Source organism: Thiorhodovibrio frisius, from assembly GCF_033954835.1.
Taxonomy (GTDB): domain Bacteria; phylum Pseudomonadota; class Gammaproteobacteria; order Chromatiales; family Chromatiaceae; genus Thiorhodovibrio; species Thiorhodovibrio frisius.
Genome location: NZ_CP121471.1, coordinates 3,232,360 through 3,252,519, shown reverse-complemented (window position 1 = coordinate 3,252,519; position 20,160 = coordinate 3,232,360). Strand labels below are relative to the sequence as shown.

14 protein-coding genes and 1 pseudogene are annotated in these 20,160 nt (G+C 60.1%); 12 read left to right on the top strand and 3 right to left on the bottom strand.

The annotated features are described in order from the left end of the window. The first annotated feature begins 38 nt into the window (after positions 1 to 38). From Thiofri_RS14860 to Thiofri_RS14830, 7 genes are all read left to right on the top strand, one after another. A complete protein-coding gene (locus Thiofri_RS14860; protein WP_009146958.1) occupies positions 39 to 329 on the top strand; it encodes a nucleotidyltransferase family protein in 291 nt (96 codons plus the stop codon). Next, positions 326 to 493: a ribonuclease HepT family protein gene (locus tag Thiofri_RS14855; RefSeq protein WP_223296659.1), complete on the top strand. Its 168-nt coding sequence runs from the start codon at positions 326 to 328 to the stop codon at positions 491 to 493. The genes Thiofri_RS14860 and Thiofri_RS14855 overlap by 4 nt, the downstream gene beginning before the upstream one ends. Further along, a complete protein-coding gene (locus Thiofri_RS24825) occupies positions 468 to 704 on the top strand; it encodes a HepT-like ribonuclease domain-containing protein (RefSeq protein ID WP_223296687.1) in 237 nt (78 codons plus the stop codon). The genes Thiofri_RS14855 and Thiofri_RS24825 overlap by 26 nt, the downstream gene beginning before the upstream one ends. A 343-nt stretch (positions 705 to 1,047) precedes the next feature. Continuing rightward, on the top strand, positions 1,048 to 1,929 hold the full coding sequence (locus Thiofri_RS14845) for a DUF4338 domain-containing protein (protein ID WP_009147164.1): 882 nt from the start codon (positions 1,048 to 1,050) through the stop codon (positions 1,927 to 1,929). Continuing rightward, positions 1,926 to 3,296, top strand: coding sequence for an IS4 family transposase (locus Thiofri_RS14840; RefSeq protein WP_009147165.1), 1,371 nt, complete (start codon positions 1,926 to 1,928; stop codon positions 3,294 to 3,296). Before Thiofri_RS14845 ends, Thiofri_RS14840 begins: the two co-directional genes overlap by 4 nt. A gap of 154 nt (positions 3,297 to 3,450) precedes the next feature. Then, the gene (locus Thiofri_RS14835) at positions 3,451 to 3,756 is read left to right on the top strand and encodes a hypothetical protein (protein ID WP_009146963.1); all 306 of its coding nucleotides are present in this window, start codon (positions 3,451 to 3,453) and stop codon (positions 3,754 to 3,756) included. Between the two features lie 17 nt (positions 3,757 to 3,773). Beyond that, entirely contained in the window at positions 3,774 to 5,405 is a 1,632-nt protein-coding gene (locus Thiofri_RS14830) for a lamin tail domain-containing protein (protein WP_009146964.1), read from the top strand. Positions 5,406 to 5,505: 100 nt separating this feature from the next. Here Thiofri_RS14830 and Thiofri_RS14825 read toward each other — a convergent pair whose 3' ends face one another. Further along, entirely contained in the window at positions 5,506 to 5,940 is a 435-nt protein-coding gene (locus Thiofri_RS14825) for a hypothetical protein (protein ID WP_009146965.1), read from the bottom strand. Positions 5,941 to 6,214: 274 nt separating this feature from the next. On the opposite strand from Thiofri_RS14825, the gene Thiofri_RS14820 reads away from it, so the two are divergent. The 3 genes from Thiofri_RS14820 to Thiofri_RS14810 all read left to right on the top strand — a co-directional run bounded on the left by Thiofri_RS14820 (position 6,215) and on the right by Thiofri_RS14810 (position 9,347). Continuing rightward, a complete protein-coding gene (locus tag Thiofri_RS14820) occupies positions 6,215 to 8,143 on the top strand; it encodes a methyl-accepting chemotaxis protein (RefSeq protein WP_009146966.1) in 1,929 nt (642 codons plus the stop codon). 35 nt (positions 8,144 to 8,178) lie between these two features. Next, positions 8,179 to 8,946, top strand: a complete 768-nt coding sequence (locus Thiofri_RS14815) for a hypothetical protein (protein ID WP_040854533.1) — start codon at positions 8,179 to 8,181, stop codon at positions 8,944 to 8,946. A gap of 170 nt (positions 8,947 to 9,116) precedes the next feature. Further along, positions 9,117 to 9,347, top strand: a complete 231-nt coding sequence (locus Thiofri_RS14810) for a hypothetical protein (RefSeq protein ID WP_009146968.1) — start codon at positions 9,117 to 9,119, stop codon at positions 9,345 to 9,347. Between the two features lie 187 nt (positions 9,348 to 9,534). On the opposite strand, the pseudogene Thiofri_RS14805 reads toward Thiofri_RS14810, so the two are convergent. Continuing rightward, positions 9,535 to 10,870: pseudogene (locus Thiofri_RS14805) on the bottom strand (ISNCY family transposase). Between the two features lie 225 nt (positions 10,871 to 11,095). Here Thiofri_RS14805 and Thiofri_RS14800 point away from each other — a divergent pair. Continuing rightward, the gene (locus Thiofri_RS14800; protein ID WP_009146971.1) at positions 11,096 to 14,521 is read left to right on the top strand and encodes an AAA family ATPase; all 3,426 of its coding nucleotides are present in this window, start codon (positions 11,096 to 11,098) and stop codon (positions 14,519 to 14,521) included. A 3-nt stretch (positions 14,522 to 14,524) separates the two neighbouring features. Further along, positions 14,525 to 15,127: a YbjN domain-containing protein gene (locus Thiofri_RS14795; protein WP_009146972.1), complete on the top strand. Its 603-nt coding sequence runs from the start codon at positions 14,525 to 14,527 to the stop codon at positions 15,125 to 15,127. 240 nt (positions 15,128 to 15,367) lie between these two features. Here Thiofri_RS14795 and Thiofri_RS14790 read toward each other — a convergent pair whose 3' ends face one another. After that, positions 15,368 to 20,119 carry a right-handed parallel beta-helix repeat-containing protein gene (locus tag Thiofri_RS14790; protein WP_009146974.1) on the bottom strand — a complete coding sequence of 1,584 codons (4,752 nt, stop codon included), beginning with the start codon at positions 20,117 to 20,119 and terminating at the stop codon, positions 15,368 to 15,370. Positions 20,120 to 20,160: the final 41 nt, after the last annotated feature.

Sequence of the window (20,160 nt, the reverse complement as noted above, 5' to 3'; positions counted from 1 at the left end):
GCTATAATTGACCGACCAAGCAACTGAGCACCCGGACAATGCGCCCATCGATAGCCCTGCAACAACATCGTGACCGCATTCGCGAAATTGCCCTAAGTCACCGGGTCACCGACGTGCGCGTCTTCGGCTCTGTGTTGCGCGGTGAGGACCGGGAGGGCAGCGATCTGGATCTCTTGGTCGACCCGACGAGTGAGACCACCTACTTTGACCTTGGCGGTATTCAGTATGAGCTGTCCGAGCTGCTCGGCCTCCGTGTCGATGTGCTGACTCCTGGCTCCCTACCCGAGCGTTTCAAGCAGAAGGTGCTGGATGAGGCGCAGCGCGTATGACTTCGCTCGACGAACTGCGGCTGTCGGATTTTCTTCAGCACATTCTCGACGCCATCGAGCGCTGTCAGCGCTACACCTCAGGCATGGACGAGGCAAGGTTTTGCGACGACGAGAAGACGCAAGACGCAAGACGCAGTCATTCGCACGTTCGAGATCATCGGTGAGGCATCAAACAACATTACAAAACGCTTCCCGGACTTTGCGGGAGAACATCCGGAGATCCCGTGGCGAATGGCCATCGGGATGCGCAACATGCTGGCGCATGGATACTTCACACTTAACTTGAGCGCCATCTGGACGACCATCCACCGCGATCTGCCAAGTCTTCATCGCAACCTTCGCGTTCTTGCTGATTTGATCGACAATCAGGCGTAAAAATCCGCGCCAGTCCGGAAGGCCAGTATGAGCAACTTCTCTTTTCTTCCGCCTGAGTTCCGCGCCGACGCCGAGGCGCGCTTCGGTATCGGGCATTTCGATCTGGTGATCATCGACGAGGCGCACCGCGTGGGAGAACCTCGACTGGAGCGACGAACTGGACCCGGATCAGCTCCCCGACAATGTCAACGCAGCAGCAATCAATAGTTGGCTGTTTAACAAGGACAGGGTGGACAAGCATACCATTACCCATATCTCCCCGCCCCAGCGTCGTCCGGGGCTGGACACAGCTCCCGAGTTCTGCTGAGATGCCCTTTCATCTTCAGCAAGGGGACGGGAGACCATGGACCAAGCCATTCCAAGCCGTTTATGTGGGCGCCCTTTCAACGAGACCGACTTAGCGCGCCTTCGCCAGGAGATCGCGCTGGCGCAGCCGCCGCTGCGCGCGGAGATTGCGCGGCGGGTGTGTCGCGCGCTGGAGTGGACCGATATCCAAGGCCGCCCCAAGCTCATGAGTGCCCGGGTGGGACTGCTGCGGTTGCATCGTGCCGGGCTCATTGTGCTGCCGCCACCGACCTGCGGCAATGGCAATGGGCGGCGCTTCGTCCCGCGCCCCGAGTCCCGGCCCGAACCGATCCCAGTGTCCGTCCCGCTGCGCGCGCTCAGCGGCTTGCGCCTGGCGCGCGTTGATGATCGAAGGGCCTCGCAATTATGGAACGGCCTGATCGAACGCTACCACTACCTCGGCTACAGTCCCCTGCCCGGTGCGCAGCTGCGCTACCTGATCCAGTGGGATGGCGGTCTGCTCGGCGCCATCGGCTTTGGCGCGGCGGCCTGGAAAGTCGCTGCCCGCGACCGCTGGATTGGCTGGACGCCCGCGCAGCGCCAAGCACACCTGGGACGGGTGCTCAACAACGCCCGCTTCCTCATCCTGCCCTGGGTGCAGGTCAAACACCTCGCCTCCAAGGTGCTGTCCTTGGCCGCGCGGCAAGTCAGTGTCGACTTTCCCGCCCGCTATGGCGAGCGTCTGGTGCTGCTGGAGACCTTTGTCGAGACCCCACGCTTTGCCGGGACCTGTTACCGTGCCGCCAACTGGCACGACTTGGGCGAAACCACCGGACGCGGCAAGTGCGACCGCACCCATCGGGCCGCGCTGCCGCGCAAGGCGATCTATGTCTACCCGCTGGCGGCGGACTTCCGCGCCGCCCTGGGGGTGGTGGCATGATCGCGCTGGCCTCTGAACTGCAGGACATCTCTCTGGGCGACAAGCGCCTGAATCATCGCGCCCAACAGGTGCTTGAAACCCTCGGCGCCAAGCCGACACAAAGTATTCCCGGGGCTTGCAACGGTTGGTATGAGACCCGGGCCGCCTATCGCTTTTTCGATCATCCCACGGTCACCGCCGAGCAGATCCTCGCACCCCATTTTGCTTGTACCGAAGAACGTCTGCGCGAGCATCCGCGGGTGCTGTGTATCCAAGATACCAGCGAGCTGGACTATACAACCAAAAAAGGCATTGTCGGTCTTGGGCCACTGAACTTTGAGAGCCGCTATGGGATGTACATCCATCCCACCTTGGCGGTCACGCCCGAGCGCCTCGCGCTGGGGCTGCTGGATTTGCACACTTTTGTGCGCGAGCCCGGTAGCCTGGGCAAGGACAAAGACTCGCGCCGCCCACTGGAGGAGAAAGAAAGCGTGCGCTGGGTCGATGGCTACGCGCGCGTCAATGCGCTGGCCGAGGAACTGAGCGACACGCGCTTGACCTATGTTGCCGATCGCGAGGGCGACATCTACGACCTGTTTGTTGAAGCGCCCATCCCCGAGAACAGCGCCGATTGGCTGGTACGGGTGCAGCATCGCGACCGCTGCTTGGCCGATGGCAGAAAGCTCAATGAGGCCCTGGACGCCGCCCCGGTGCTCACCGAGATCACCTTCGAGCGTCCCGCCACCAAGGGGGCCAAAGCACGCCAGGTCACGCAGGAGATCAAGGTGGTGCGCGTGACCCTGAAGGCACCCTGGCGCCCGGATCGCACCTTGCCCGATGTCACGGTCACGGCTTTGCTGGCCACCGAGGTCAATCCGCCCGCCGGCGAGGAGCCACTCAACTGGCTGTTGCTGACCAATCTGGCGGTGCAGAGCGCCCAAGAGGCCATCGAGACGCTCTCCTGGTATCTTTGCAGGTGGCAAGTGGAAATTTTTTTCCGGATCTTAAAAAGTGGCTGCCGCATTGAGGAGCTGCAGCTCGAGACGCGCGAGCGCCTGGAGCCGGCGCTCGCTTTGTACATGATCATCGCGTGGCGGGTGCTGTACCTGACCATGCTCGGGCGCGAGTGCCCGGAGTTGCCTTGCGATGCGGTCTTTGCCGAGGAGGAATGGAAGGCGGTCTATCTGGTCACCCAGAAACAAGCGCCACCCGAGCAGCCGCCCTCGCTCGATACCATGGTGCGCATGGTCGCCTCCCTGGGCGGCTTTCTCAACCGCAAATCCGATGGGTTCCCGGGACCGAAGACGCTCTGGATTGGGTTGCAGCGCATCCCCGATTTTGTCATGGCGCTGGAGGCTTACCGCAGCGTCAGGGATAGTTATGGGTAATGGTATGGGTGGACAAGGTGCTCCAGGGCAGGGTGGTGGAAGGGATCTTCCAAACCCTCGAAAACATTCACTCCGGCCTCAACGCACAGGCCGCGTAACCTTAGGCTCCGCTCGGCAGGCGTGCAGTGGCATAAATCCGACAGGCGAGGTCATCATGAAACCCGACATCATCGGCCATTGCTGGCATTGCGGCACTGATCTAACGCGCGCCGACTATGGGCGCGAGAATCACTGCCTGAGCTGTGGCAAGGCCACGCGCGCTTGCCGTAACTGCCGGCTCTATCAGCGCGGTCGCCCCAATGACTGTCTGGAGCCACTGGCCGAGTCGATCACCGACAAGGCCCGCGCCAACTTCTGCGAGCATTTCGATCCCGCGCTAAAGCCCACCGCTGCCCGGAGCCCAAACGACACGCAGGATAGCGATCATCTCAGGCAGGCGGCAGAGTCCCTGTTCAAGTAAGTAGAGGATGTTGAAGAATGAGCGCCAAGTTTTTTTGGTTTCTGGTCTTTGGAGTCTTCGTCATCACCCTGGGTGTCGCCGCCGCAGCGCCTGGTCTCACAGAGTACGAGGTCTCGACAGGGCCCGCCTCCTATTGTGAGATCGTTGATCCCTACCCCTCGGAGTTGATCGATTCCAGCGGGCTGCTCATGCCCCGAACTGGGAAGATCCGCTTCGTCGCGAGAGACGGGAACGAGCTGGACGCATATACCTACCGGAGCTCGGGCTGGGACGGCACCGGTCCGATTCTCTTCGGAATTCACGGCGCGAGTCGCGGCGCCTCAAGAGTGAGGGACTACCTCAGCCCCTTCGCTGAGCGCGTCGACGGGATGGTCATCGCGCCGGAGTTTCCAAAAAATCTCTACCGCAATTTCACCACCCTGGTCGGCGACAAGAGAGTAAGGGGAGGGGACTACGACGCCAAGAAGTGGAGAGAGCCCGATGCGTACCTCTATGCCGAAGTTGAGCACCTCTTCGAAGCAGTCAAGATCCTCTTGGGCAGCCCTCAGTGCGGCTACCGCATCTTCGGCCACAGTGCTGGTGCCCAGTTTACGCATCGCTTGGTGACCTTTCGCAGCGACGCCCGAGTGATTCGCGCAGTGGCGGCTAACGCCGGCTGGTACACCCTCCCAAGTAAAGGAGAGGGGGGCGACCCGAACTTCTTTTTCCCCTATGGGCTTCAGGGTAGCCCCTTCACAAAAAATCAGCTGAAGGACTCCTTCGGGAAAGAGCTGGTAGTGCTCCTTGGGGATCAAGACCTCTCGCTCTCCTCGGAAGATGAGCTCGTCCGAGACACCGACGAGGCAAACGCCCAAGGGCTTTATCGCCTCGCGAGGGGAAACTTCTACTTTGATCTGGCCCAGGAAGAGGCTCTAGCCTTGGGCGCCCCGTTGCGTTGGAAAAGGGATATCATCCACGGCGTCGCCCACAGCAGCACTGGAATGATTGGCGTGGGCGCCTGGTATCTTTTTTCCCCTTGGGACAAGGTGCCTTGCGAATCGACCCCTGCCAGCGAGGCCACTGGCCTTGTCATCAACGAGATCCTTGCCGACCCACCAAAGGATGAGTTCAATCTGACCGTTGGCGACGCGAACGGAGACGGGCTGAGGGTGGAGAAAGATGACGAGTTTATTGAGCTGATCAATCGAGGTGAAAAGCCCATCTGCCTTCGCGGCTGGACCCTGGGGGATAACGCCAACCCCGCGCGCCACCGCTTCCCGTTGGGAGATACCCTTAAGCCGGGAGAGGCGGTGGTCGTTTTTGGAGGGGGTGTCCCCACTGGCGACTTCCATGGTGCCTGGGTCCAGTGGACCGCCAGGGGGAAGCTCGGACTCAAGGGGGGCGGAGACGGCCTGACTTTGGCGGATCGAGCAGGAAAGGTGCACACCCGCTTTACCTGGGGAGACTGCGGGGATGGGGCTTGCGTCGACGACTCCAACTGCCCTCAAGGCGCCCTCTGCGAGCACATCGAGGTCAACTTGAGCGACAACCAGTCCATCGTTCGGTCACCTGAGATTACAGGTCCTTGGACCCTGCACGGGGAGATCGAAGCTAGCGGCGCGCCTTTCTCTCCAGGTGGCAGCGCCCAAGGGAGCTCCTTTTCCCCCTGACCTGGGGCAGTCTGCTAAGGATATCCACTCGTGCCTCGGTGCACAGGCCGCGTCATCTTAGGCTCCACACGGCAGACGCCTGATCCGCCAAAGCACTCGATTAAATGCCAAGAAAGAGCTTGAGCAGCAGCAGGATGATGGCGGCGACGCCAACTCCATTGAAGAAGCGGTTGATTCGGCGCCGGCGTTGGCGCCTTCGCTCGGTTTCGGCGGAGAGTTTCGGATCGGCGGCCAGGTCCGGATTTAGATAGACGGGGCGGTGGTCGAGATCGATGGCGTCGACTGCCGCGATCGCGGTCACCGGATCGGTCTGATAAAGGCCCGCCTCGACGTCGATGGTGCATCGGCGCAGGGCGGTATGAGCGTGCATCAGGGCGACATCCAGGCTCGCGAAGGATGCGACATAGCAGATCCGGGGGAGGTCAGGTTCCTGGGTCGGCCCGGTGGGCAGGCTTGGTTGATGGTCGGTGCCATGAATCCTGACAAATCCAGGTCGATCAACTCGGGTTTCGACGATGAGATAGCCGGCTTGCATCGGGATGACTTCTCGGGTGGAGTCAAAGATTGTTTACCCTGCCAAGGCGACCATTTTGCTGGTCGTCAAGCAACAGATCAACTCCAGCGCTAATGGCGGCGATGGTGGTATTTGTCATGGCCCCGAGATTAATGGATCGGCGCTGGGTCTTGACCGATCTTTCAGTCCTCGTTAAGGTTTTTTTATCTCGTGGCCTTGGCAGTTTTGGGCCTTTGGTTTTTTCCCGTCGGCGGAATGCTGGCGGAGATAAATACGAATGCCTGGAGTTTTGCCGATGACTATTGCCCGCAAGTTTACCCTCGCCATCCTGATCCTCTTGATCAGTTTCGTTGTTGTGCTGAGCGTTCTCAGCGTGATCCAAACTCGGAATCAAGCCATGACAGCCGCCGTGGCCGAAGCGGCTCAGGCAACCGCTCAGACCGTCCGCATCCTGAGCATCACCGACCAACTGATGCTGGAGCAGGTTCGCCACAGCATGGCCGAACTCAAAGACATGGGCGCGGCCCTTGGTGTCCCGTCTATTGGCGAACAGGTCCAGGTTAAAGATCGCCAGGTGCCTCAGTTGTGGCTGGGGGATGCGCCCCAGGCCAACCAGTTCCAACTGGTGGATGAACTCACCCGCAAGATGGGTGGTACCGCCACCCTTTTTGTCAAGGCGGGTAGCGACTTTGTGCGGGTGTCCACCAATGTTAAAACCCAGGGGCAGCGGGCCACGGGTACTTTGCTTGCGCCCCAAGGGGCCGCCATGGCTGCCATCCGACAGGGCCAGGCCTTCTATGGCCTGGTGGATATCCTCGGCTCTCCCTACCTGACCGGCTATGAGCCCATGCGCGACAATCAAGGCCAGGTCATCGGTATCTGGTACGTGGGGTACAAAGCCGATCTGGATGTGCTGGCCAGCTATATCGTCGAGAGCCAGGTGATGGAGAATGGCTTTGTGGCGCTGGTGGACAATCTGGGTCGAGTGCGCTTTAACTCCGAGCACCAGAGCGAGGAAACTGTTTTGCAAGCCATCGCCGGCAAGGGTGACCACTGGACCTTGACCAAGACTCCTTTCACGCCCTGGGGCTATGAGATCGTGACCGCTGTCGACAATGATGAAGTGGCCGCCATTATCTGGCAGCGCAGCCTCGTTCTGCTTGGTCTCTTTGCCGGTGGCGGCATCCTCTTCCTAGTGGTGATACAGCTGCTGCTCAGGCGCCTGGTGACCCATCCCCTCAATGTTGTCCATGAGCGCATCAAGGCCATCACGGAGGGAGACGGCGACCTGACCCTGCGCCTTAACGCCAAGGGCAACGACGAGCTGGCGTTGATGTCCAGGGGCTTTGATCGCCTGCTCGATCAGGTCCACGAGACGGTGCGGGAGGTCAAGCACATGGCCGCTACCTTGGCTGACTCGGCCCAGTCCCTGTCGGCCATCGCTGGCCAAACCGACGGCGCTCTGAGTGAACAGCAAGAGAGCACCGATCTGGCGGCCACAGCGATCCACCAGATGAGTCACTCCATCGCCGAGGTGGCCAGCCGGATCGGGGATGTGGCCAAGCTCACCGCCGAGACCGATCAGCAGGGTGCCCAGGGCGGTCGCATGCTCGAAGGGACTCTGGTGGAAATTCGCCAGCAGGCCGACAACCTTGTCGGCGCTCAGGGGGTGCTGGGTGAGCTGGGTCAAGCCAGTGATGGCATCGGGCAGGTGCTGGAGGTCATTCAGAACATTGCCGAGCAAACCAACCTGCTGGCCCTCAATGCCGCCATTGAGGCTGCCAGGGCCGGGGAGCAGGGACGGGGCTTTGCAGTGGTGGCGGACGAAGTGCGCTCTCTTGCCAGCCGCACCCAAAGTTCCACCGAGGAGATCAACCGGATGATCTCCACCCTGCAGAGCAATGCCGCTCAGGCGAGGACTGTCATGGAAAACAGCAGTGCCAGTGCGGCCGACAATGCCGATCAGGTCAGCGAGTTGGCCCAGACGCTGAGCGCCATACTGGGCTCGGTGTCTACAATCAACCAGCACAACACGGACATTGCCGCTTCCGCCCACCAGCAGGAGGTCGTCGCCGAGGACATCAATAAAACCCTGGCGTCCTTGTCAGACGGGTCCTACCAGACTCGGCAAATGTCCGAAAAAACCTTGGATCATGCCAAACAGCTCAATGGCTATGCCGACGCCCTGAAGCAGTTGGTGAAGGGGTTTCGTACCGCCTCCTGAAGCTGTGAGCTTAATTGGGCTTGGCCTATGTGGACATGACGAGCGAGCGCATTGGTGCCGCCTCTGGTGACGGCCGCAATTGCACGAAGCGCGGACGCATCGAAAGCCGCGGATTTGCCGTCGCGGCGAGGTGCGGACTTGATACTCGTTACGTTTTATTTTATCTTTTCGCACTGCGTCAGTTCATCCACCGTGTTTTCTCACTAAATGGACGGAAAATCATGAAACTATTTATTGCACTACTTGCCATCATCCCGGTTCTTGCCTTCGGCGTTAGCGGAGAAGAAGCAGCCCCGGCAACTGAAACAGCCGATAGCTCCGCTGCGGCGCAGGAAAAAGAATCTCCACAGGCTGAAGGCGGCATCTTGCTTCCCGACGGATGGGGAATATCGGACGCCGTCTCTGCAGAGGAAGTTGAAGCAATCATGAAAACACCCGGTTTCCGGTCATTCCCGGAAGCCTCCTCCAGTGCGTCATCAGGAAGACCTGCAGGCAGTTACAATTTGCCCGGCACCCCATACAGCCAAGTGAAATTCAGTGCAAATGTTACCGGGGGGCGGCAGGCATACGATACAGCCGCAGGCTACCTTGCAGATACAAAAGAAATAGACGGCCCGAATTGGGATTCCGCCCTGATGGGGGAGGTCAAGGCAGGAGGAAAAACCCAGATGAGAATGCTGGTTCTCAAGGGCGATCAGTTCTTCATGATTTCTTGGGTGCCTGAGCTATACCCAGAACTAGACCCCGAAGAAACCAATGTGGAGCTCGCCGATCTTCTCATCACAAATCTCTACGGAGAATAGGCTGCAAAACATCCAAGTTCCAATTCGCGCAGATCAGCCTTTGACTGCTGAACAGCAGCCGGAATCTCTACTTTTCGGTGATAGGCAGAACTTGTCTGGCATGCCTGACCGCCATTCTCTTGCGTCCACTTGTACTGTTGCATTCATCCAAAACCACCGAAGGAGGCAGTATGAAACGTTTAACAATGGCTGTAGGTTTATTGACCTTGGGGCTCGCTACTGGCGCATTCGGTAATGCGCAAGAATATTGTGAGGGCTATAAGGCTGGTTACAAAGCCGGTCGTGGTCGAAATGATGTAGCTGTCCCGACCTGTCCGGCTGCACCGACCACACCAGCAGGGTCCACACCTTACCAGGAAGGCCTAAAAGCCGGAATGAAAGCGGGCAGCAAAGATAAATAGTGCCCGACCGAAAACTCGATTTTTTCGCCAATCCAAGCCGGACTCGGCGGGGCAAATCACGTTTGGTGAATGGCTATTTCGGCGTCGAAGGTGGTCTTGAGTCCATTATTGAGAATGATTCTTAAAAACCGAGAAATCGAGATAGACCACCCCCTGGGATCGCCTGGAAGTGCCCCGTTCAATCTGCTCAGGCGGCGCGTTTTTGTCGCTGTCGCCTGCGGCGGCGTTCAGCCTCTGCGTCACGGGCGATCAGGATGGCGCCCAGGCGATGGATGTTGCGTCCGAGGACTGCAAGGGCAAGGTAGCGCTCGAGGCCGTCTTCACCATGGTCAGGACAGCGATCAAGGCCGTGCGCTTCGAGGGCGTTGATCGCGGATTCGACCGCCGAGTGCTGGCGTTTGCGTCGGCGGAATTCGGGATCCTGTTCGCGTTCAAGCTCGGCGGCGTTGCACTTGCATTTCTTGGGCAGCACCGGAAAGTCGATGACCTCGGCGAGCTGCTTTTGGTTGCTGGGACTGTGGAAGCCTTTGTCGGGACTGAGGCTTTTGATGCGCGGGTAGCAGGCGCTCAAACGGGTGGCGATGGGCACGGCGACCTGATCGTCGGTTTCGCCGAACATCACCCGATGGTGGAGGATGAAGCCGAACTGATCCTCGCTGATGGCCACGCGCACGCCGAGTTCGACCGGGACATAGTGAAATATCACGAGCTTGTAGCGGGTGTCTCTGGCGCGCGCGAGGAACTGCTCGGCGAGATTGAGGTAAACACCATAGGCGGCATGGATGTCCTCTTCACCCGCAGCGCGCTTGTCTTCATCTTTGGAGGTGGAACGCTTGCGTTGCTGCACGAGCCGATAGGCCTTTTTCAGGCAACGGATATTGTAGGCACTCTGGCGCCAGTCGCTCAGGCCATGGTCTGCACAGAAGGAAGCCGAGGTCTCGATGGCCTTGCGTACGGCATCCTGAAGCAGATCGATGTCGGTGGGGAAATGCACGTCGGTCTCGACGACAAAGGAATCGCAGCGCGCTTCCAACGGGGCGTCAGGATGGGGTTTGACAAGGTCGTGTCCCGCCTTGACGACACCGGCATTGATTGATCCGTTCGAGAACCTCCGGGGTGAACAGGCGCAGGTTGTCTTTGAGGGTCTGAAGGCTGTAGCGATCCTCATCGGACCAGTCGCTGTGACCGAGCATCTGGCGCACCAGGCGGTGCTGATTGGCGAACTCTTGCACGCGGTCGTAGTCGGCGTTTAGCCCTTGGCGCAAGGTGCCCAGCACCAAGATTCGCCATTGGGACATACCGGGACGGCCGGTGTCGGCACTGACGAACGCTTCCCCATCGGCGCGCACCGGCAGCACATCGGCGAGGATGGCGAAGACGGCTTCGCGCAGGGGTTCGGTGGTGTAGATGTGCCGCAGACCCCGGAGCAGTCGCAGGATGTCGTCGCGGGAGAAGCAGTCGAACGCGATGGCGGAGATGTCACACTCGCCAAGCTGCATCTGGGCACGGATGATATTGCGCATGGGAGAAGCCTGGAATGAACGAAGTTGCGTTGACCGGTTCCGGCGCTAAAGATCCTGGCTAGTATCGCAACCCCGACCCTGACGGAGCTAGCAGACGGTGAATAGCTTTCGCGCTCGGTTCATCAATGTGATCGGGGCTGCATCGGGCCATCCTGAATTTTGCCCTCGGTAATGCACATGGGGTATCCTCGCTGAACACGAATTTCGCAGTGCAAGGTGTGTGTCTTGGCGACAACCGCGACAAAGCTCGATGACCTCTCCGCCAACCTGATTGCCTGGGCCAAGGCCCATGCCACGGACAGGCGGGAGTCGGTGCTCGACCTGCCGCACCTCATGCTGGGCGCCCTCAAAGCGGACGCTGGGCGCGAACTGATTAGCGAGCTTCTCGCCTCCGACTATCCACTTGACCCGTCGCGCTTCGCGCCAGACTTGCGCGAGCGCCTCGCGCGCGTTTCCCAGCCCATCACTGACCAGCAACTGCCCCTGTCGCCGCGGCTCAAGGCGCTGGTTGGCGACCTCATGGCGCGGTATCGGGAGCTGTCCGCCAAGCCGCTCCTGGAGCGGCTAATCGAGGAACTGGACGACGACCCGGACTGGAAGCACTGGCTGTTCGATCCCACCCGCCAGCAGCGCATGGCGAGCGGCGGCCGCTGGGATGCGCTGAAAGCCGCGTCCGAGCGGGTCTCAGCATTCCGTTCGGCCTTGGCGGGGCGTGTTCTCGGCCAGGAGCAAGCCGTCGAGGCGGTGTGCGAGGCGCTCTTTGCCAGCCTGCTGGTGCCGCCGCGCGGCGAGGACGACAGTAACGGCCCGCGCATGGTGCTCACATTCGCGGGGCCGCCGGGCGTGGGCAAGACCTTTCTCGCGGAAACGCTCGCCGCGCAGCTCGGCCAAGCCCCGCCGCAGGCGCCAACCCAAACCGAGCCCAAGGCGGAATCCCCGGCCAGCCCCCTGCTCAGGCTGGACATGTCCGCCTACGCCAACCATCAGTCGCACGAGCAGCTCATTGGCTTCAATCCGGTCTACCACGGCGCCCAGGGCGGGCTGCTGACCGGATTCGTCAAGGACCACCCGGAAGGCGTCATCCTGATCGACGAAGTCGAAAAGGCGCACCCCAACACCCAGAACCTCTTCCTGCAGATTCTCGATGCCGGCCACCTGTACGAGAACCACCGCAAGGAGACCATCGACTTCTCCCGCGCGGTGCTCATCTTCACCACCAACCTGGGCCGCGAGCTTTACGAGCGGCCCAACCGCGCCGGTATCCTGGGCGATAGCCTGGCGCTGTCCGACACTATTCTGGACGCCCTCGGGCGGGAAGTCGCCGCCGACCAGCGCGCTGGGGACCACAAGGGCCTCTCGCCCGAGCTGCTCTCGCGCCTGGGCAAGGGCACCGCGGTGCTGTTTCGCCACCTCGACGGGCTCGCGCTCGAGCGCATTGCCCGGGCCACGGTGCAGGAGGTCTCCGCGCGGCTCGAAGCCGCCTCCGGCATGCGCCTGCGCATCGCCGATCCGCTGGTGCTCACGCTCTTCGTGCTGCGCTATGGCGTCGGCGGCGATGCCCGCCGCCTCACCAGCGGCCTGCGCGGCTTTCTCACCGGCGCCATTCGCGACCTGCTCGCCAACCTGGTCACCGACAGCCTGCCCCCGGCCGCCACCTTCGTCGCGCTGCGCCCGCCAGACCCCGTGGCGATTCCGCCCCAGATCCGCGCCATCCTCGCCGCCCCGGTCAAGCTGCTGCTGATCGAGGATGATCCTTGGCAAATTCCCATCGACGACGCCTGGCGGATCACCAAGGCACGCGACCACGCCGAGGCCGAGCAGGCGCTGCGTCAGGCCAACGCCGACCTGGTGCTGCTCGACCTGCATCTGGGCTCCGGGGCCGATGGCGGCGATGTCTCCCAAAGCATGCGGCTGCTGCAATGGCTGCGCGCCCACCATCCGGAAGTGCCCGTCTATCTGGTGACCGAGCAGCTCGACCGGCGCGGTCTCGGCAGCGAGCTGGTCGAGCGCATCTCGGTGGAGGGCGGCGCCCGCGGCGTGCTGTCCAAGGGCGCCTCCGCGGCGGACGCGCACGCCGGCCAGCCCGTCTCGGCGCGCGATCTGGTCGCGACGCGCCTGAGCGAGATCGGCGACGAAATTCGCCGCCACAAGCTCTTTCGTCACTACCAGCGGCGCTTGCAGGTGCTGCATTTCGATCTCGCGCCCCCCGATCTCACCGTCACCGATGGCACCATCGCCCTCCGGCTTGGCGGTGTGCGCGAAGTCACCGCCGTTGCCGCCATGGACCGCGACCGCCTCGGCTGGGTCGAGCGCCCGGGCGCCCGCTTTGCCGACATCGCCGGCGCCGCGCAAGCCAAGCAGCGCCTGCGCGACGTGGTCGGCTGGCTGCGCGATCCAACCCCGCTCAAGGCCTTCGGCATCCGCCCGCCGCGCGGCATCCTGCTCACCGGCCCGCCCGGCACCGGCAAGACCAGCCTGGCCCGCGCCCTGGCCGGCGAGGCCGATGTGCCCTTTCTCTCCATCGCCGGCACCGAGATCCTCAGCAAATGGGTCGGCGAGTCGGAACGCCAACTGCGCGAGCTGTTCGAGCGCGCCCGCCGCTATGCCCCCGCGCTGCTGTTCATCGACGAGATCGACAGCATCGGGGCAAGCCGCGCGGGCGCTTCGCAACGCGCGGCGCACGCCGGCCCCATCAATGAGCTGCTCACCCAGCTCGATGGCTTCGACGACACCGACCGCCCCATCTTCGTGCTCGCCGCCACCAACCGCCCCGACGTGCTCGACCCGGCGCTGACCCGCCCCGGGCGTTTCGACCTGGAAATCGAGGTGCCCAATCCCGACGCCGAGGCCCGCGCGCACTTGTTCAAGCTGCGGCTCCCACCGCGCGCCACTGCCGCCGACATCGATGTCCAACGCCTGGTGCGCCGCAGCAGTGGCATGAGCGGCGCGGACATCGCCCAAGTCTGTCGCGAGGCCGCCATGTCCGCGCTGCGGCGCGCGGCCGAGCAAATCCGCCAGACCGACCTCGAGGAAGCCCTCAGCATCCTGCGCATGGGTCTGGCCAGCGAGCGCGTGGTGCTGACCGAAACAGCCCGCCGCGCCGTCGCCGTGCATGAGTCCGGCCATGCCCTGATGCAACACCTGTGCTTCCCGGAGGAATCCGTGGTGGTGCTGACCATCCTGCCGCGCGGCCGGGCACTGGGTCACATGGAACAGGCGCCCGACGAAGCCGCCCACTCACCGAACCGCGACAGCGTCTTCAAGCGCATCCAGGTGCTGCTGGCCGGGCGCCTGGCCGAGCAGCTAGTGCTCGGCGACGGGCGCATCTCCGCCGGCTGTGCCGATGACCTCAAGCGCGCGACCGCCATGGCCGCCCAAGCGGTGCTGCACTGGGGCATGGACCCGGACTGGGGGCTGCTCAGCATCGGCGGACTCCATGCCGCCCTGCCGGCGGCGGAGGGCGCCTCCCGTGCCGAGCACGCCGCCCCCGTGCGCCGTTGGCTGGAGCAAGCCGCCACCGCCGCGCGCGAGCGCCTGATCGAACACCGCGACAGGCTCGAGCGCCTGGCCGCCGCCCTGGAGCAAAAAGAAGTTATGTACGCGGAAGACCTGCACCCCTTCCTGACAGGCGCAACGCAACCGGAGGATTAGTCAATGGCCACATCCCTGCAAGAAATCTCCGCCTTTCTAGAAGAAAAGAACATCAAGCACGAGTTGAAGGAGGACGAAGGCTTCATCGGCTTCGTTTTCAATACCAGTCGCTACCGCAACACCGAAGGCGACACCAGGATCACCATCATCATCGCCCCGGAAGAAGAGGGCGAATTCCTCAAAGTCTTCGCACCCAAGATATACGCCTACAAGGACGGCCCCCATGCGCTGGCTGTTTACCAGCTGTGCCTGATGATCAATTGGCGCACCAAGATGCTCCAGCTGGAATACGACGCCAGCGACGGCGAAATCCGCGCCATGATCGATTTCCCGCTCGAAGACGCCAAGCTCACCAGCAGGCAACTCCATCGGGCGATTCACGGCCTGCTTGAGATCATCGAAACCTTCGCCCCAGCCTTCGAGGCCGCCATCAACGAAGGCCGCATCGAACTCCCCGAGCCGCCAGACCAAGCCGTCTCCGACCAACTACGCGCCCTGGTCGAGGCAGTCGGGCGCGGCGGCGTGGATGCGGAAACCTTGCAGGCGATTGTGGAGGAGGTGAGGCAGCGCGGTGGCGGTGGGGAGGTTGGGCCGGATCGGTTGTAAACCTGGTCCACCGCGCCTTTTATTCCGCAGCCCGAGGCGAGGGACAGTGGAGATGCCTTCATGGGCAGCCCCTGCAATGTGGTTTTCGCCGCGGACTTGACGAACCTATATGTTGCAAGGCGCCTCACGACGGCCACCGAAACAACAACGGACTGCTAAGAGTGAATCCGAGGCGAAATAGCCGTCATTCCGCCCGGTGATTCAAGGTCACGGAATGCCGCTGGCCTAGCGCTCTGACTTTCACGTTTGTCCCACAGCCATCTCGTGCTTGGTTGGAGCCGAGGAGCTTGGCGCGGTGCTGAGCTTCAACTCGTAAAGATCCTTGATCACCTGGTTTACCGCCGAACGACTACCGAATACAACGCCGTCCAGATCGATGCGGGGCAATTGCTCAATGCGATGACTCAAATCCTTGTGTGCCGCCGCGCCAGCTTTGAGCTGCCCGACAAGGCGATCCGGAAAGTCGGTCTCATTAATCAGCAGATTTTCAATGAGTTGGCCTTGCTCAGGCTCGAAGTGTCTCGGTGGCAACAGAGAGGGGAGTGTTTCCGGGATAATATCCGGGGATAATAATTCCCTCATTCTGTTGGCAAAGTACGCAACGGGCAACACATCCTCGGGTTTGGGCGGCTTGGCACCCATTTTTGGATCCCGTCTGTATTCCAGTGCAATCCAGGCTAGCGCAGCGACAACCGACGCGGGCCGTAATCCCCATCCTTGGACCCGATCAAGCAGATCATCTGCGTCTTTTGCCTGGACAAGCTCGCCAATTAGTCGTTCGCCGGGTTGATTAAACGCGTGCTCCTTTAGAACACGCGCGAAACTGTCAGGTAGCATCGACCATTCCTGCCGCAGACGTTTCGAAAACAGGGTCTGTGCGTTTTCGGTATCAATCCGCGACATGGTCGCGGCAAACTCGCGGGCTTCCGTATAAAAGCGCGTGCGAATGGATTCATTCTGCTCCCCAGTTTCCGTGGAGTTACCCTCAAGTTTGAGCGCCTCATCAAACTCATCCAGCAGTTGTTTGAAATTCGGAACCTCGGTATTGGTCGCGGGGGCTCCAGATTTCTCCATGGCCTCATCCCAAGCCGAAACGCCCGCAAGAAAGGTGCAGTAGATGCGACCCGCATGGGCGAGTACAGCGGAAAAATCGTGTTTGATAAAGTCCGTGATTAACACTTCATGAAGTTCTTGCCACGTCATGCCTGCTATCGCGGGGTCACTCAAATCAGACGCATTGTCATGACCGGACCCTTCGGTTGAATGGTTAACCGTAGTTTTCGTGTCATCGCCACCACCGCCTCGGAGCGTCAATGCCAAGCGTTCACCCAATAGCCAATGTGCTGCCTGAAGATAAAGGGGAATACGACTCGCAAATGAAGAGGAGTCATGGGCGTTTTCGTTTCTTGGTGCGGTCTTGATCGTCTTGATTGCTTTCCTGAGGTGCCAAACTTCACCCGCTGCGATATATCGGCGCAACTGGCTTAGCGGAAAGCCATCAAGGCGTTGTAAAGCATCGGCGATCTTGGTCCGTAAAGCGGGGCGGCCGATCAGCCGGCGACATGCCGTGCCGTTTTCCTTAAATCTAATGAATAGGATGCCTTGCCCCTTCACCGCATAGTCTTTCAAGGCCGTGCGGAGGTCATCGCATTGGTCACTCCATTCATTAGGTTTTTGGTTGTCACCACCCAATGCCATCACGAGCGCGCACATTTCGTCAGTAAAACCGTTATTTTGTGCCACATCGTCAGGTGTACATTGATTGTAACGGGTTAGATCTTTGCACTTATGAAGTCGAAAATGAAACTCTATTTGTCCACCAGGAACCGAGCCGAGCACCGTGGCCGGTAGCAAGTGGACGGGCTTGAACTTGAACTCCTCCTGATCATTCAATTTCATGGCGTTCATTTCCTCGTCATGGTCGTCCTGGCGCTCGGGACTCGGTAAACCGAGTGCATTGGACAAGTCTCTCAGTGCCCGCGTCTCCTGTTCCTCTTTCTGTTTAGGCTCCATGCGTTTCGACCGAGTCACTTCCTCCAGGCTGGTGCGCGGCACGATTCGCGCAGAGGCAAGGTCGTGCAATAAAAGCGTTCGGTCCAATAATCCATATCCGTTTCCTTCCGGATTCGCGCCAAGGGTGTTTGTCGAGGGATACCAAATATTCAAAAAGGTACTCGGAAGGTTGGAAATGCCGGTTGTGTGAGTAATGATCAGCAATCCCTGATCAGGGTTCTTCAACTCGGCCAGTGCTCTGAGCCAGTCGGCCGGTTGGTGGATGCCGTCTCCTTCATAGGTAGGCAGCCATTCCAGGTTCTTGAATACCACGATCCCCAAGGTGTTTCGCCGCCAAAGCGAACGGTTAAAACGATGCGCTAACCACCGGCGTCTCGCTGAAGGTTCCGGGTTGCCTAATCTGGCGTACAAAAAACCCTTGATATCATCCACGAACGCTTTCATAACCGCTCTTTGGCTCCACCATGTTTCCACGTACTTACTCAGGACTGGCCAGCGAAGATGCAATCCCCTAGGTAGCAGACTATTGAGAGCCCACATAAATGCTTGGTACATAACCAAGCCGGTGGAAATATAGAAAAACCATCTTAGGCCCAGACTAAGGGTCTGAAGATGTTCCCACGCTAGAACGGGTAGCTCATAGGGGTGCGGCACGTTGATTTCCTGTTGCCACGCAAAACCAACGATCATTACCAGAGGGGTGGCAAAAAGTATTAGAAAAAACCAAAACGACTCAGACGCTGGAAAAAAGGTGACTTCTCGGAGCCGTTCGACGGCAAGAAAGGGTTGTTTCTTAGCCCAAGCCTGCATTCCTTTTAGAGAAAACCCGCGGGTATCGTCGGGTACCGATGGTAAAAGAGTGTCCTCAATTTTTTGCCAAAGCGCCTCAGCATTTTTCTCAGCTTCTGTTTTCTCAGATTCCTTTTTCTCGGATGCCTTTTGCTCAGTATCCTTTTGCTCAGGGTAGGACGGAGGCTGGATTGATTCAGCATAACCCGCGAGATCAATGACCAGGGGCGCGCCAAATTGCAAACGCGGCGCGGGAATCTTCGCTTCGTCTTGCGTCGCAAGTTCGCTAGCCCAGTCCTGCATTATTTTTTTTGTCCAGCGCTCGCGGTTGCCCTTATCGCCAAGAGTGTCGAGGAGTTCGTCCAGTTCTTTCGTATCAGCTGAAAAGAATCCTAGCGCCCAAGTGGGTGCCTGTTTCTTGGGCGTCATGATCGACGTATCCAACCAATTCTTAACGAAACTAACGAACAAACGCGACAGTGGTGGTAGCCAGGTAGTGTCCGTTGAGTTCGCTGACTCGGTCAGAGGTCCTGTTGATCCGATACGGTCTTCAGCGATCGGCTCGCCGTCAAGCGTGCGACGAACGATCTCAATGGTGTCAGAATTGTCATCCGAAACCACTGGCATAACCTCATAGACGCGCATGGCAAACTTATTGGTGTCATTAGAATCGGCGGTTGCAGCGTCGGCGGAAAGTGTCGGCTGGGAGCGTTGATGCGTAAGGGGCAGGCTTCGCCGATGCGCTCCCTGTGGCATGCCCCAGAAGCGCTCGAAAGACAGTGAAGCACCGTCGGTCAAAAAGTCCGCGAGTTCCTCGGCGGGTTCGATGTCCTCGTCAAGAAGGTCATTGACCAAATCCTTGTCGGGGCGCTTGTCGATTAACCAGGCTCGGAGGTCCTCTGGAGGCATTGGTGGAACGGTGAAATGCTTGCCCACTGTTAGGTCGCCGGCCGGGATGTCTCGTGTAATGCCTGCAGGGCGTGGTTTTATTCTTTGGCCTTGGCGTGCAGGATCATTCTCCCCGTTCTTCCAGCACACGTTCTTATCAACGTGACCATCGGACGCCAGGTAGCGAATGCCTGATCTAGTGTTGCGCCAACACCAGTTGGCGGTCAGGGTGCCTTTGCTGGGGGCATCCGGGGACTTTGAGTCGCGGTGCAGAGTGATGCCGTGGATCCGATTCTCCCAACAGACATTGCCCTCGAGATGGGCCTCGGACGAGGCCAGCACGATGCCCGATTCGTGGTTGTCATGGCAGCGGTTGGCGGTCAGGGGGCCTTTGCTGGGGGTATTCGGGGTCCGTTCATCGCGTTTAAGTTCGATGCCGTGGAGCCGGTTATCCCAACAGACATTGCCCTCGAGATGGGCCTCGGAGGAAAACAGAATGATGCCCGCCTCATGGTTGTCATGGCAGCGGTTGGCGATCAGGGTGCCTTTGCTGAAAAGATACAGGTGGGGTGACACCTGAATGCCGTGCTGATTGTTCGAGCAGACATTGCCTGCAAGATGGGCCTTGGAGTGAAACAAAGCGATGCCGGCGTTGTGGTTGTGATGGCAACGGTTGGCGATTAGTGTGGCATCAGACGCTAGCGCCAGTACTTGTAAGTTAATGGGCTGTACGAGTTCTATTCCGTGACTATGGTTGCTAACACTTGAGGTGTTACAGATTTGCAATTCTGAAAAAGACTCAGCAAAAATGCCATTACAGCAATCGGCAACGCGGCAGCTAATAACAGACGCATGGTCGCTGCCTTTCAAGTGTATGCCATGGAACAAACCGCCACCGTTTTCCACCTCGCAGGCGTCAATACGGAGGCGGCGCGTGGCTCGGCCATGAACAAGGGCTCCCTTAGCCGTTTCAGCGCCGTCGGCGGGGGGCGAACTGGGTTCCAAAGCTCGCAGGTGCAGACCGATCAGGGTGACATCCTCGGCATCCTCCACGAGCACGGCCGAACTGCCCGCTGTCACTCCGGTTGCGGTATTGTTGGAGTCGTCGGCACCTGGCCCGAGCCATTCCAACAGGCTCCCCGGTTCGGCTTTGATGGTGACACCGCTCGGTATCCGCAGCGTTTCGCTGCCGCTATAGATACCCGGGAGAATGCGCAGGATGGCACCTGGCTGGAGGCTGGCCAATGCGTTGGCGATCCCGTTCCATCCGTCCTCCTCGCGACATTCAACTGTGGTGTCCATACGTGCTTCCTCCAGTCTCAATTTGATACTGTGTTGCTTCG

Coding starts and splice junctions, on each gene's coding strand:
- Thiofri_RS14860 (WP_009146958.1), top strand. CDS start 39: ATGCGCCCATCGATAGCCCTGCAACAACATCGTGACCGCATTCGCGAA.
- Thiofri_RS14855 (WP_223296659.1), top strand. CDS start 326: ATGACTTCGCTCGACGAACTGCGGCTGTCGGATTTTCTTCAGCACATT.
- Thiofri_RS14845 (WP_009147164.1), top strand. CDS start 1,048: ATGGACCAAGCCATTCCAAGCCGTTTATGTGGGCGCCCTTTCAACGAG.
- Thiofri_RS14840 (WP_009147165.1), top strand. CDS start 1,926: ATGATCGCGCTGGCCTCTGAACTGCAGGACATCTCTCTGGGCGACAAG.
- Thiofri_RS14835 (WP_009146963.1), top strand. CDS start 3,451: ATGAAACCCGACATCATCGGCCATTGCTGGCATTGCGGCACTGATCTA.
- Thiofri_RS14830 (WP_009146964.1), top strand. CDS start 3,774: ATGAGCGCCAAGTTTTTTTGGTTTCTGGTCTTTGGAGTCTTCGTCATC.
- Thiofri_RS14825 (WP_009146965.1), bottom strand. CDS start 5,940: ATGCAAGCCGGCTATCTCATCGTCGAAACCCGAGTTGATCGACCTGGA.
- Thiofri_RS14820 (WP_009146966.1), top strand. CDS start 6,215: ATGACTATTGCCCGCAAGTTTACCCTCGCCATCCTGATCCTCTTGATC.
- Thiofri_RS14815 (WP_040854533.1), top strand. CDS start 8,179: ATGACGAGCGAGCGCATTGGTGCCGCCTCTGGTGACGGCCGCAATTGC.
- Thiofri_RS14810 (WP_009146968.1), top strand. CDS start 9,117: ATGAAACGTTTAACAATGGCTGTAGGTTTATTGACCTTGGGGCTCGCT.
- Thiofri_RS14795 (WP_009146972.1), top strand. CDS start 14,525: ATGGCCACATCCCTGCAAGAAATCTCCGCCTTTCTAGAAGAAAAGAAC.
- Thiofri_RS14790 (WP_009146974.1), bottom strand. CDS start 20,119: ATGGACACCACAGTTGAATGTCGCGAGGAGGACGGATGGAACGGGATC.